The organism is Nocardia sp. NPDC056100 (assembly GCF_042266325.1).
In the GTDB taxonomy this organism is placed as follows: domain Bacteria; phylum Actinomycetota; class Actinomycetes; order Mycobacteriales; family Mycobacteriaceae; genus Nocardia.
The window spans coordinates 195251-208033 of the sequence record NZ_JBHJVY010000006.1; the positions used below are offsets into that span (position 1 = coordinate 195251).

Consider the following 12783-nt stretch of genomic DNA (forward strand, 5'->3'; position numbering starts at 1 on the left):
GCGATCATTGTGCGCGAATCACGCCGAACCCGATTCCTCCGATCGGAGGAGACGACTCATCCTCGTGGCCGACGGACGGGCTCGCGGACGGATTCGCGCGCGCCCCGCATTCGACAAGCTCAATGCCATGACACGTGAGACCGGCCCCGACACGAACCCCACCTTCGGCCAGGACGACGACAACGCCTCCGAGACAACGGCATCCGCACAGGCATCGGACTCGGCCACACGCCCCGGCCCGAGTCGTCGCCGCATGCTCGGCGGCCTGGCCTCCGGACTGCTCGCGGGCGGTGCGGCCGGACTCGCCGGTGGTATCGCACTCGGCGCGAATTCGAATGCACCGCAATACACTCCGGCCGCACGTCAGCGATTCACCGGTAAGACGGTGCTCATCACCGGTGCGACCTCCGGGATCGGCGCGGCCGCCGCGCACCTGTTCGCCGCCGAGGGCGCACGGGTGATGTTCTGCGGTCGCCGGGAGGATCGCGGGCGCGCGGTGGAGCGTGAAATCCGCTCCGCCGGTGGGGAAGCCACCTATTTCCGCGCCGATGTCCGGGACGAAGCCCAGGTGCGTGACTTCGTCGACGCCACGGTCCGCAAGTACGGCGGGTTGAATGTGGCGTTCAACAATGCCGGGGTCACCATTCAGAAGAAACTGCACGAATACTCCGCCGACGAGTTCGATCAGGTCCTGCACACCAATCTGCGCGGCACCTTCCTGGCCATCAAATATCAGGTGCCGCATCTGATTCGGGCGGGCGGCGGCACCATCGTGGTGACCTCGTCGAGCAATGCCATCGCCACCGATGCCGCCCGCGGTGCGTACACGGCCAGCAAGCGCGGTCTGGCCGGGCTGGTGCAGGCGGCGGCCCTGGATTACGCGGCGGACAATATTCGTATCAATACATTGATTCCCGGTACCACCGATACCGAGCTGGTACGGCGTGCGGCGGGTATGGAGGCGATACCGGATGACGCGTGGCAGGTGTTCATGAAACAGTGGGCCAAATCCAATATTCCGGGGTTGGGCAGGCTCGGCACCCCGGCGGAGATCGCCGCGTTCGCGTTGACCCTGGCCTCGGATGAGCACCCGTACCTCACGGGGGCGCAATTGGTCATCGACGGCGGTAAAACCGCACACGCGTAGGGTCCAGCCACCCCACCTCAATACGTCACTGTGACGTATTGTACTGTGCGGGAACGGATCCCGAGGGGAGTGGAATCGGGAAGAACCGTCACAGTGACGTATTCACCGGAGATCGCCGAACGCACCCCGATTGACCATTTCGGTGCAAACAGGAAATTCTCCGGCGAATCACGGATTGGCCGGAAATAAAATTACGGCCGCAGTTTACGCCGTCCACGGCGACAACCGCGCGCCGACGGCAACCCACGGGGCGGGGCCGGAAGATCTGCCCGGCAGGAGCAAAAGCAGTCAAAATGCCTGTCGCACAAGATCATTAAGCCCGTCACCCGCCGCCGTAAAACCACCGATAATCAATATTATGTCAAGTTACGGATTATGGGGTGGCTCCCCTCCAGACCTCACCGACGCCAATAGTTGTCCGGCCCAGCCTGTTTCACCGCGGCCTCGGCCGCCGGGTCCAGCCACTGCTTGACCGAGATATCGGTCGCCAGGTTGATGTACAGGGCCGTGGACTTGAAAATGTAGCGATGCGACAGTGAACCCCAGTTGGTGCGCACCGCCGATCCGGCGTCACTGTCGCACAGCGCCGAACCCGGCCCCTCGTTCGGGCACCAGATAGTCCAATCCTGCGGTTGCCCCTTCATGGTGGTGTACAGCGCGGTCGCATCCGCGGCGGTCGCGAACGCGAACACGTTGATCGAGACCAGGATTCGATTCGACTGATCGATATAGGACCCCGCGACTTGCTTGGTGCACTGGTACTTGGTGAGGATCTGCTTCACGTTCTGCGACATGCCTTTGGTGACACAGTCCCGTACTCCCCCGGCCCGCCGCGTGTATTCCACATTCTTGGCGTCCCGGAAGCGTTTGGGCAGCAACCCGTCCTCGGTGAACGGGGTCTTATCGGTGCCCGCGGCATCCAGGGACGCCGGATCGAACACCGGGGTGGTCGTCACCACGGGTGCCGCGGCGGGTGCGGCCGCCTCGGTCGTTTCGGGCTCCCCCGACCGGACCGCGATCAACCCGATGACCGCGAGCAGTCCGGCCACCGCCAGCAGGATGCCTGCGATCCGGCCGCCCGGACTGCGCTGTGGACGCGGAAAAGCGCCCACCGGCAAGGGTTTCAGGGTCGGGGCGGGCCGATCCACCACATCGAGCATTTCCATGCGGTACGCGCCACCGTCGGAGGTCAGGAAGGCCGCCTTCAACGCGATCAGCCACTCCTCCGGCGTGGGTTTGTGTTCGGGCGCGGCGGTGTCGGCGCGATCGAACAGCATGCGCAGACGCAGGTCGAGATCCTCGGGAATGCCGGGGGCCAGGAACAATCCGCAGCGGATGATATTGGCCAGTGCGAGCCTGCCCGCGAACTTCTCATCCCCGAGGGCGGGCCGCAGTCCGTCGCAGTCGATCAGCTGGGCGCGGGGTTCGGTGCGACTCCAGGCCAGTTGCGGTTCGGCGATACCGGGGAGCGCGAGATAGCGTTCCTCGAGGACGAGGAAGATATCGCAGACCCGGATCAGCACCCCGACACGGAAGTACGCGGCAGCCGGATGCTCCCCCACCAGTTGGTCGAGGGTGCGGGGTGTGCCGTCCTCGCGTAGGAATTCGTCCGGGATCAGCGGCCGGATCACCCCGGCCAGGGCGTGGTCGCGCATGATCAGATCGATGGGCCAGTTGATCGAGGTCGCCGCCCAGTCCCGGGAGCCGGGTTCGTCCTCGGCGGCGAGCACGATCTCCCGGCCCAGCAGCAGGGCCTGTTCGGCGAAGCCGATACTGTCCGGATCGGTGATCGGTTCCGCGTATTTCCGGTAGATGCGGTCGCGGCCCTGCTGGTCGCGGCAGCGGAACAGTTCGCCGTCGATCCCGATGGCGCCGAGCGCTATCTCGTACTTCTCACCGGATTCCCCGGTCACCGAATATTCCGACACAGAAGCACCCCTCTGCTCCGGCGGCCCCTGCACCGCCCTACTACGGCGGTTTCGAACTGTGCCATACCCGTCAAACCGGCACAATCGGACGAATCATATTGCCGGACTTGACGAGTGAACTACTCCGGCCGCTGCGGCCACGCGATGTCGGCCATGAGCCCGTAATGGTCGCTCGCGATGGGGCCGGTGAGCGAATCATGGAAGGCGAAGTCGGTGTACAGGATTCGGCCCGCACCGCCCGGGCGCAGGAACGGATCACCCACCAGGATGTAGTCGATGCGCTGCGGCGGCACGTTCAGGAACCGCGCCTGCGGATTGGTGAGCGGATCGAGGGTGTACCCGGGCTCGGTGGGCCGCAGCGTGGACCACGCGTCCACGTAATAGGTGCTGCGGCCCTCGATGACCGCGTTGGCTCCCAGATACCGCATCTCGTCCGATTGCGGCTTGGCGTTGAAATCACCGCACAGAATGGCGGGCATGGGAGTGGCCGGATCCCGGGTGGCCTTGATGGCGTCATCGATGGCCAGCACCTGCCGCACCCGGTGGTACGCCTGCGATGGCGGCGGGGCCAGATGGGTACTGAAGACATCGATTCCGGCGGTGTGCGCGTGCAGCAGCTCGGCCTGCATCCGCCAGGAGGGATGCGAATCCGCCGGGTTCTCGTCCAGGGGCAGTGCGAACACCCGATGGTTGTCGATGGGCCAGCGGCTCAGGATCGCCGAGCCGAACAGCAGGCTGCGATCGGCCCAGGCTTCCTCGGGCAGCGGATATCCGCCGAAGCACCAGTGCCAGCGCCCGGGTGCGGCGTTATCGGCGAGCCAGCCCGCGGTATTGGTGCCGGGTTCGGTCTCCCAGACCTCTTGCAGGCACACCACATCGGGGTTCAGGCGGTCGAGCCAGGCCAGGATCTCGACCCGTCGTTTATCCCAGTGCGGTTCCAGCAGTGAGCCCATATTGAGCTGCGCGACCCGCAATGCCTTGCCCTGCGACATACATTTCCTCACTCGCCCAAGGGATTCCAGCAACTGTAACGTGTTCTACTCTGGCGGGGTGGACATCACCTACGAGAACACCCGCCGCGAGATCAGCACCGACCAGGGCACCCTGCGCTACCACGAAGCCGGCGACGGCCCACCCCTGCTGCTGCTCCACGGATCCGGTATCGGAGTCTCCGGCTGGCGCAATTATCGCGGAAACCTCGCCGTCTTCGCCGAACACTTCCACTGCTACGTCCTGGAATTCCCCGGATTCGGCATCAGCGATCCCGTCCCCGGCGCACACCCGGTGCTCTCGGCCGTCGACTCGGTCATCCGCTTCATGGACGCACTGGGCATCGACAACGCCGCACTCATCGGCAATTCCATGGGCGGGGTCGTCGCGGTCAACGTCGCCGTCAAACACCCCGCGCGCATCAACAAGATCATCTCCATCGGCGGTGTCGGCACCGGCGTCTTCAGCGCCAACCCCAGCGAAGGCACCCGCCTCCTGCAGGAATTCGCCGACAACCCCAGCCGCGACGCACTCACCCGCTGGCTCAACTGCATGGTGTACGACCCCAAGACGGTCACCGCCGACATCATCGACGAACGCTGGGCAACCGCCGCCAACCCCGACTCACATCAGGCCCTCAAAGCCATGTACGGCTCCGAAGCCTTTGCGCTACAACAACAATTCCTCGCCAACGCACCCACCCCGCCCTACTGGGCCATGCTGCACAAGGTCACCTGCCCCACCCTGCTCGCCTGGGGCAAAGACGACCGGCAATGCCCACCCGATATGGCCATGATGCCGCTGCGCCTCATCCCCGACAGCGAACTGCACATCTTCCCCAAATGCGGACACTGGGTCATGATCGAAGCCAAACAGGCCTTCGAACGCACCAGCCTCGAATTCCTGCAACGCTGACCACCACCGGACGGTGCGGGCCACCACGACCCGCACCCCGGCCGAACTACCAGACCAGCGTCTCGTGCGGGGTACGCACCCGCGCGAAGAACCGCTTACCGATCTGCTCACCGTCATGGTTGTAGCTGTTCAACAACGCCACCAACTCATCGGCCAACAGCTTCAACTCCGGACTCACACCCTCCGAGCCCACCCACTCCCCGGGCACACCCTCGATCGTGATCACAATCGCGTTCTCCGCCGGCGAACTCACCACCGAATAGGTGATCCCCCGCGGCGCATCCCTGATCACATCGTGCAGCGCGGGCTCATTCGGACCCGGGCCACCCACATGCGGCGCGTCATCGAACACCACCCGCACGAAAGCGAGATCATCGCGAATCATCTCCGCGATCGACTCCAGATCCGCATGCCTGCCCACCCGCTCATACCGGACACCATAGGAACGACCATCCATCGCCGCATGCGAATTCGACTTGGACAGAATGCGATCCAGCATCCGCTGAGCCGCCGCCCGCTCCCCCGCACCCGTCGACGGATGCTCGATCAACGCTCGCAGATGCGCGACCCGCGACATATCAGCGCTGACCGAACACGGTCGTCTGACACTCGGTCAGCAACGCCACGAACTCTCTCGCCTCCCCCTCATCCAGTACCGCCCACACCGGAGCGATCAACTCATCGGTCAAAGCCTCGGCCTGCATCCAACGCCCCTTCAACTCTGGAGTGATTTCACCGAACGGCTCCGGCCAGCCGTACAAACGCGCCTGATCCGGACCAGAACTCAACGGCGAACCCGCGATCAACACCGCATCACGCGGCGCCAAACCACTCGCGCGCACCGCCATCAAATGCAACCCACCACGCAACTCACGCAGCGCCACGATCAAATGCAGAATCCGCGCCGGCGCATCCTCCGCCTGCGGCAAAGCCCGCCAACCGGCGAACAACACCACACCCGCCGGATCCGCCGCGGACACCACCCTGTCCAGCAACTCCGCCAGCCGATCCGCGCCCTCGAACGACGCCAACTTGCGCCGCCCGAAATCCTGAGCCGCCTGAAGATACCCCCGCGCGGCCTTCGCAGCCGGTACCCCCGCCGTCGAGTCCCACGCTGCCCGAATCGAATCCGCCGGAAAGAAGCCGAACGCCGCGGTCACCACATCCGCGGGCACATCCCCCAGCACACCCCCGCGCCCCCGCGTATACGTCGGCATGAACCCCGGCACACCCACCTCCGCGGCGAAGGCCTTCGCCTCCCGGGAGAACATGAACCCCCCGCCGATCTGCTGAATCTGATCCTTCACCGCGGACGCTACCGACATGTCCGTTCCTCTCTGAGCGGAAAGCGCAATCCACCCGACCATATTTCACCGGTCGCGCACCCCCGCCGCAGCCCCCGTCACACCGCCAAACAATCTCCGCTGCACGCACATTCGAAAATCGCTACCCTGGGCGGGCAACGAAAGGTGTTGCCAGCATGACCGAACCCCGCCGTACCGTCATCGCCTCCGAGGTACGGGAAATCCTCAACTACTTCGGCAAATGCCCACTCTGCGGCTATCCCGCGCGCGCCTCCACCTACACCGCGCAATTCTCCGACGGCAGCACCGAAGAACAGATAGTCGCCACCTGCGGCCTACCCTGCGGCTGGAACGGACCCGCCGACCTCAGCACCATGACCAGCAATACACCCGTACACCGCACCAGCCCCAAAGCCCTGCCGCCCAACACGTGAACTGTCCTGTCGCCCAACACATGAACGCAAGACCAACAACATGAACTAATCTCTACAGGTGCTAGGACATTCACACGCAACCAGTGGTGCGCTCGCTTGGTCAGCGGCCGCCGCGGCGTTACCCCTGACCGTATTGACTTATCCCGCAATGCAATCCGGAAACATCCGGGCCGTCGACCTGGTGATGGGCACCTTCCTCACCGCGGGCGCGGCCCTGCTGCCCGACGCCGACCACCCCTCCGGCACCATTTCCCATGTACTGGGCCCGGTTTCGCATTACGCCTGCAAAGGCATCTCGTGGATCTCCGGCGGACACCGCCACGGCACGCACTCTTTCGCGTTCGTCGCCCTCGTCACCTACGGCACCTGGGCAGGCGAACACTGGCTCGGCAGGTATTTCACGCTCTCCCTGGTGTTCTTCCTACTCGCCCTGGCCGTGCGCGCCCTCAACCTCGCGCCCACCGGCGACAAACCCCAAGCCTGGGGCACCGTCATAATCCTCGCCGCCGCAGGCACATTCGCCATCGACCACTTCATCAGCGATAAACCCGCCTGGCTGCCCTTCTCCGTCGGCCTCGGCGCCTTCGCCCACCTGGTCGGCGACTGCCTCACCGATCGCGGCTGCCGCCTGCTCTGGCCGCTCAAGATCCGCACCCGGCTACCGCTCATCGACCGCACCGGCAACAAGATCGAGACCCTCGTCGTGGTCCCGATCTTCGCGCTCGGCACCCTCGCTCTGCTCTGGTACACCATCACCCACCAGCCCTGAGCACGCTCGTATGATCGCCTGAACGACCACCACACGGCAGAGGGAGCCAGGGATGAGCGATCGGGAAGAACTCGACTGGGAACTGTTCGGCATCGCCGGACGCGAACTAGCCCAGGAAATCGCCGACGACGGCTTCGAACCCGACCTCATCCTCTCCATCGCCCGCGGCGGGCTCTTCGTCGCCGGCTCCCTCGGCTACGCCCTCGACGTCAAGAACCTGCACGTGATGAACGTCGAGTTCTACACCGGCGTCGACCAGCGCCTGGACCTGCCCGTCATGCTGCCGCCGGTACCCAGCGTCGTCGACCTCACCGGCGCCAAAGTGCTTGTCGCGGACGATGTCGCCGATACCGGCGCGACGCTCAAACTCGTCCGCGACTTCTGCCAGGACCACGTCGCCGAAGTCCGCTGCGCGGTCATCTACGAGAAGCCGCGCTCGGAAGTGAACTGCGAATACGTCTGGAAGCACACCGACCGCTGGATCAACTTCCCCTGGTCGGTACAGCCGCCCGTGGTACAGCGCGAAGTCCGCGTCCTCGACGCCTGACCCCGCGACGCCCGACCCCGCACAGCACGACGCCCCGGATTCGACTCTCGAATTCCGGGGCGTTCTCCGTACAGCGGGAAGGTGTCAGACCAGCTCGGCCGACAGGATGGTGACGGCCTCGACCGGCACATCCTGATGACCGGCCTTGGAACCGGTGCGCACACCCTCGATCGCGTCGACAACGGCATTGCCGTCGACGATCTTGCCGAAAACGGTGTAGCCCCAGCCGTCCTGGCCCGGGTAGTTCAGGAAATCGTTGTTCTTGGAGTTGAGGAAGAACTGCGCGCTGGCCGAATGCGGATCCATGGTGCGCGCCATGGCGATCGTGTACTTGTCGTTCTTGAGACCGTTGTTCGCCTCGTTCTCCACCTTGTTCGGGGCGGGCTTCTGCTGCATATCAGCGGTGAAACCGCCGCCCTGCACCATGAAGCCCGGGATCACCCGGTGGAAGATCGTATCGGTGTAGTGGCCCGCCTTGACGTAGTCGACGAAGTTCGCGACGGTCTTCGGCGCCTTGGCCTCGTCGAGTTCCAGGGTGATATCCCCGGCGGAGGTCTTCAGGAGCACTTTGGTCATGGCGACCATCGTATGGGAGAGCCGAACCGGTCAACCGCCCGGCATCCTCTGCTGCGGTTCAACGGGATTGGTGCGCAGGTGAGGTTCCGTTGGCCGAGAGTTCACGTCGATCTTCGAGAACCGAAAACCAGTGCGTAGATGCGCATATTTCCATTATCTAATCGCCACACCCATCCCGGCGATGCCGCGGTCACGCCTCGTACAGCTCCAGCGGCAGATCATCCGGATCGAAGAAGAAGCCGAACCGCTTCCCCGTGTACTCGTCCACCCGCACCTCTTCGACCGCCACTCCCCTGCCGGCCAGCTCCGCCAGCGCCTCCCCCACATCGGCCACCACGAAGGCCAGATGCCGCAGCCCGATCGCCTCGGGCCGAGAGGGCCGCGGCGGGGCGTCCGGGAAGGTGAACAATTCCAGCTGTCCCCCATCGGGCAGCGCGAGATCCAGCTTGTGCGAACGCCTTTCGGCCCGATAGTGCTCCCCCACCACCTTCAGCCCGAGCACATCGACATAGAAGGTCTTCGACCTCTCATAGTCCGACGCGATCACCGCGACATGATGAATCCGCTGCAGCTGCACACGCCCGACCGTATCCCACCCGACCGACAACCCGCCGCACCCCGCGCGGCGGCAACTCCCCTTTTGAAGGCAGCTTTTTCCTTATGGTTCTTTGCTCCTACCGGACCCCGACACACTGAGGATTCACATGCGTAGATGCGCATATCTCCATGTTTGTATGAACTATTTGAACAAAGTGACTGTGCGAGGCCAGGATTCGAGTCTTGAAGACCGCGCTATCAGCCGTTATTGCGCCAGCGCAGCGGCCGCGGCCGCCAAGGCCATCCCCCGGTAGGAGTCGCCGTAGAGCACCACGTGCACCAGGAGCGGGTGCAGCTGATGCAGTGGAATGCGTTGGCGCCAGCCGGAAGCCAAGGGTGTGCGTTCGTGGTAGGCCGCCAGGATGCGGTCGAGGTAGGGGGCTCCGAAGAGGGCGAGCATGGCCAGATCGGTCTCGCGATGACCGCCGTGCGCGGCAGGGTCGATGAGCAGGGCGCGATCTGCGGTCCAGAGCAGATTGCCCGACCACAGGTCGCCGTGAATGCGACTGGGCGGTTCCGGTGGACCGGCCAGGTCGGCTATGCGGCGCATGACCTGCTCGATCGAGCGGATTCCGGCTCGGCCCAGATACCGTTGGGCCGCAGGCAGATACGGGGCGAGACGGTGCTCGGCGTACCAGCTCCCCCACTCCCCCGTGCTCGGTGAGTTATCCAGTGGGAGCGTGGCGATGTAGCCGGGCCAGGGTGCGCCGTAGGCGGGCGGGGACTCCGCGTGCAGCTCCGCGAGATCGTGGCCGAATTTCTCGGCGACGGGTGCGGAGGCGGATTCGGCTGCCAGCCAGGGCAATACGAGCATTCGGTCGTCTGCGGCGAGGACCGGGGGTACGAGATTCGCATCGCCGTCGGCGAGCCAGCGCAGGCTTGATGCCTCCGCGGTGAGCGGGCTCGGCGTCGAATCTCCGTCGTGCGCTACGGACGCGATATCGCGGGGCAAGTCCGACGCTCGGGCCCGAGCCGCTGACTCCGCGTCTCCGTGCGAGTCACGGGGCTCTCGCATGGCCTTGACGAATACCTCGCGCCCGTCTGCCAGATCGGCTCGGTACAGGGTCCAATCGTGGCTGCGGCCCACGGGTTCCAGGTGCGCGACCGGGGCACCCGTCAGCTGGGTCAGGTGCGCGGTCACGTCCATGGAATTCGATTCTGACCGATGCGCCGCGGTTGGGAGGGTTAGTCGGCGGGGATGGCGATCCGTGCGCGCAGCAGGGCGGCGGTGGCGGCGTCGGCGGGGAAGAAGGCTTCGATGGCGAGTTCGGCGACGGTCACATTCATGGGGGTGCCGAAGACGGTGGTGACGCTGATGAAGGCGAGGTCGTGTCCGTCGTAGCGGAAGCGCATGGGTACCACGGCCTGATCGGGTTCGGGAAGTCCGGGGGCTTCCTCGCCGCCGGGGTAGCCGCGCAGTTCGGCCAGGAGTGCGATGAGTTCGGGTGCGCCGCTGACGTCGATCTGGCGTTGCAGGCGTTCGAAGAGGTGGCCGCGCCATTCGGCGAGGTTGGTGATGCGGGGTGCGAGGCCGTCGGGATGCAGGCTCAGGCGGAGCGCGTTGACCGGTGGTGCGAGCAGGCGCGGGTCGACGCCTTCGAGGAAGAGTGCGATGCCGGCGTTGGCGTCGACCATGTTCCAGCTGGCGTCGACGGCGAGGGCGGGGTGCGGTTCGTGGCCGGTGAGGATCTGGCGGATGGCGTCGCGTACGGGTGCCATGGCGGGTGCGTCCAGTTCGGGTTCGTGGTAGACGGGTGCGTATCCGGCGGCGAGCAGCATTCGATTGCGTTCGCGCAGTGGGATTTCCAGTTCATCGGACAGGTGCAGGATCATCTGCCGGCTGGGAGTGGCGCGGCCGGTTTCGATGAAGCTCAGGTGCCGGGTGGAGGTTTCGGCCCGGCCCGCCAATTCGAGTTGGCTGAGCCGCCGGGTGACCCGCCAGTGCCGCAGCAGGTCCCCGGCAGTTTGTGTACGCATGTCTCGATCGTACGAATCGGGCGGCGGCACAACCATTACCCGTCAGGTAATGGTTGCGGACTGACCGACGCCGGGGTGCGCGAGGTGCCGTGACAGCGGTTTCGGCAGTTCCTACCGTGGGGGCTGGAAGCCGCCGATTTCCCGTTCGAGGAGTTCGGCGAGGCGCAGTGGTGTGCGGTCTTCGTACATGGGGCCGATGAGTTGCACTCCCACCGGCAGGCCCTCGGGTGAGCGGCCCGCCGGTATGGCGGTGGCGGGCAGGCCGGGCATGGTGGCCACGCCTGCCCAGGCGAGTTGGTTGTGGAACGGGTGCATTGTGCCGTCGATGTCGATGAGGCGCTCCCCCAGGCTGTGTTCGTGGTCGTGTGGGAAGGCGGGGGTGGGGGTGATCGGGCAGAGCACGATGTCGTATTCGGTGAAGAGTTGCCGCCATTGCCGCCGGTGTTGTTCGCGGAGGTTGTCGGCTCGGATCCAGTCGCGGTGGGTGAAGGCGGGGCCGCGTAGCCAGGCGGTGTCGTATCCCCGGTTGGTCGGATCGAGTTGGGCGGCTTGGGCGCGGATCTGTTCGTAGCGTTCGAGGGGGAAGCCCGCGGCGGCGAAGGAGGTGAGCAGTTCGACGTAGAGGATCGCGGCTTCGGTGAGGTCGGGCAGGAGTGGGCTGTGCCGGTCTACACGGGCTCCGTTGCGGGTGAGGGTTTCGGCGAGGTCGTTGAGGGCGGTGCGCACGGCTGATCCGGTCGGGATGAGCGGATGGTCTTCGATGATGAGGACCCGGTAGTCGGCGAGGCGGTCGTGGCGTGCGGGTGGCAGCGCCAATCGGTATGCGATGCCGAGGGTTTGCGGGTCGGGTCCGGCCATGATGTCCAGGAGCAGGGTGAGGTCGCGGGCGGTGCGTGCCATGGGTCCGACGACGGCGAGGTCGTGTGGGCTGGGCAGGGCGGGTGCGTGCGGTGGGACCATGCCACGGGTGGAGGCGAGGCCGAGGGTGGGTTTGTGCGCGTAGACGCCGCAGAAGTGGGCGGGGGTGCGCAGGGAGCCGGCGATATCGGAGCCGAGGGACAGTGCGCCGAATCCGGCGGCGAGCGCGGCGGCCGAACCGCCGGAGGAGCCGCCCGAGGTGCGGGCGTGATCCCACGGATTGTTGGTGACGCCGTAGATGTCGTTGAAGGTCTGGATGTCCTGGAGCATGTACGGCACATTGGTTTTTCCGAGGATGACCGCGCCCGCGGCGGTGATGCGGGCGACCTGTTCGGCGTCTGCGGCGGGCACGAAGTCGCGATGCTCGGGCATGCCCCAGGTGGTGGGCAGTCCGGCGATGTTGTAGGACTCTTTGACCGTGACGGGGATGCCGAGCAGTGGGCCGTCTTCGCCGCGCGCTCGGGCTTGGTCGGCGCGCTGTGCGGCGGAGCGGGCGCGGTCGAAGTCGGGGACGCAGATGGCGTTGATCGCTTTGTCGTCGAGCTCGATTCGGGCGATGGCTTCTTCGGTGAGTTCGAGGGAGGTCACCTCGCCGCCGCGCAAAGCGGTGGCGAGTTCTTCGGCCGAGAGATAGCTGCGTTCCATGTCAGCGACGCTACCGAGGGTCGTTTTCAGCCACGA

14 protein-coding genes are annotated in these 12783 nt (G+C 65.5%); 5 read left to right on the forward strand and 9 right to left on the reverse strand.

Going from position 1 to position 12783, the window contains the following annotated elements; all coding sequences use genetic code 11:
* The first annotated feature begins 127 nt into the window (after window positions 1-127).
* Window positions 128-1147, forward strand: coding sequence for an SDR family NAD(P)-dependent oxidoreductase (locus tag ACFC0O_RS40010; RefSeq protein ID WP_375967389.1), 1020 nt, complete (start codon window positions 128-130; stop codon window positions 1145-1147).
* A gap of 398 nt (window positions 1148-1545) precedes the next feature.
* Here ACFC0O_RS40010 and ACFC0O_RS40015 read toward each other — a convergent pair whose 3' ends face one another.
* Together ACFC0O_RS40015 and ACFC0O_RS40020 are read right to left on the reverse strand one after the other, a co-directional pair.
* Window positions 1546-3060: a hypothetical protein gene (locus ACFC0O_RS40015; RefSeq protein ID WP_375967390.1), complete on the reverse strand. Its 1515-nt coding sequence runs from the start codon at window positions 3058-3060 to the stop codon at window positions 1546-1548.
* 134 nt (window positions 3061-3194) lie between these two features.
* The gene (locus tag ACFC0O_RS40020; RefSeq protein WP_375967392.1) at window positions 3195-4067 is read right to left on the reverse strand and encodes an endonuclease/exonuclease/phosphatase family protein; all 873 of its coding nucleotides are present in this window, start codon (window positions 4065-4067) and stop codon (window positions 3195-3197) included.
* 58 nt (window positions 4068-4125) lie between these two features.
* On the opposite strand from ACFC0O_RS40020, the gene ACFC0O_RS40025 reads away from it, so the two are divergent.
* Complete coding sequence (locus ACFC0O_RS40025) at window positions 4126-4980, forward strand: alpha/beta fold hydrolase (protein WP_375967393.1); 855 nt, start codon at window positions 4126-4128, stop codon at window positions 4978-4980.
* Window positions 4981-5026: 46 nt separating this feature from the next.
* Here ACFC0O_RS40025 and ACFC0O_RS40030 read toward each other — a convergent pair whose 3' ends face one another.
* Together ACFC0O_RS40030 and ACFC0O_RS40035 are read right to left on the reverse strand one after the other, a co-directional pair.
* Entirely contained in the window at window positions 5027-5557 is a 531-nt protein-coding gene (locus tag ACFC0O_RS40030; protein WP_375967394.1) for a hypothetical protein, read from the reverse strand.
* 1 nt (window position 5558) lies between these two features.
* Window positions 5559-6305 carry a hypothetical protein gene (locus ACFC0O_RS40035; protein WP_375967396.1) on the reverse strand — a complete coding sequence of 249 codons (747 nt, stop codon included), beginning with the start codon at window positions 6303-6305 and terminating at the stop codon, window positions 5559-5561.
* A 155-nt stretch (window positions 6306-6460) separates the two neighbouring features.
* Between ACFC0O_RS40035 and ACFC0O_RS40040 the strand changes: the two genes are divergently transcribed.
* Genes ACFC0O_RS40040 through ACFC0O_RS40050 form a run of 3 tightly spaced genes read left to right on the forward strand, consistent with a single transcriptional unit; the run spans window position 6461 to window position 8034 of the window.
* Window positions 6461-6718 carry a hypothetical protein gene (locus ACFC0O_RS40040; RefSeq protein ID WP_375967398.1) on the forward strand — a complete coding sequence of 86 codons (258 nt, stop codon included), beginning with the start codon at window positions 6461-6463 and terminating at the stop codon, window positions 6716-6718.
* 58 nt (window positions 6719-6776) lie between these two features.
* Window positions 6777-7487 (forward strand): metal-dependent hydrolase, encoded by a 711-nt coding sequence (locus ACFC0O_RS40045; protein WP_375967399.1) that lies wholly within the window; start codon window positions 6777-6779, stop codon window positions 7485-7487.
* Between the two features lie 52 nt (window positions 7488-7539).
* Window positions 7540-8034, forward strand: coding sequence for a phosphoribosyltransferase (locus ACFC0O_RS40050; protein WP_375967400.1), 495 nt, complete (start codon window positions 7540-7542; stop codon window positions 8032-8034).
* A gap of 84 nt (window positions 8035-8118) precedes the next feature.
* Here ACFC0O_RS40050 and ACFC0O_RS40055 read toward each other — a convergent pair whose 3' ends face one another.
* From ACFC0O_RS40055 to ACFC0O_RS40075, 5 genes are all read right to left on the reverse strand, one after another.
* A complete protein-coding gene (locus ACFC0O_RS40055; RefSeq protein ID WP_375967401.1) occupies window positions 8119-8610 on the reverse strand; it encodes a peptidylprolyl isomerase in 492 nt (163 codons plus the stop codon).
* Between the two features lie 190 nt (window positions 8611-8800).
* A complete protein-coding gene (locus ACFC0O_RS40060) occupies window positions 8801-9187 on the reverse strand; it encodes a VOC family protein (protein WP_375967403.1) in 387 nt (128 codons plus the stop codon).
* A gap of 225 nt (window positions 9188-9412) precedes the next feature.
* On the reverse strand, window positions 9413-10354 hold the full coding sequence (locus ACFC0O_RS40065; RefSeq protein WP_375967405.1) for a fructosamine kinase family protein: 942 nt from the start codon (window positions 10352-10354) through the stop codon (window positions 9413-9415).
* Between the two features lie 38 nt (window positions 10355-10392).
* Window positions 10393-11184, reverse strand: a complete 792-nt coding sequence (locus ACFC0O_RS40070) for a helix-turn-helix domain-containing protein (protein ID WP_375967406.1) — start codon at window positions 11182-11184, stop codon at window positions 10393-10395.
* Between the two features lie 111 nt (window positions 11185-11295).
* Window positions 11296-12747, reverse strand: coding sequence for an amidase (locus tag ACFC0O_RS40075; protein ID WP_375967407.1), 1452 nt, complete (start codon window positions 12745-12747; stop codon window positions 11296-11298).
* Window positions 12748-12783: the final 36 nt, after the last annotated feature.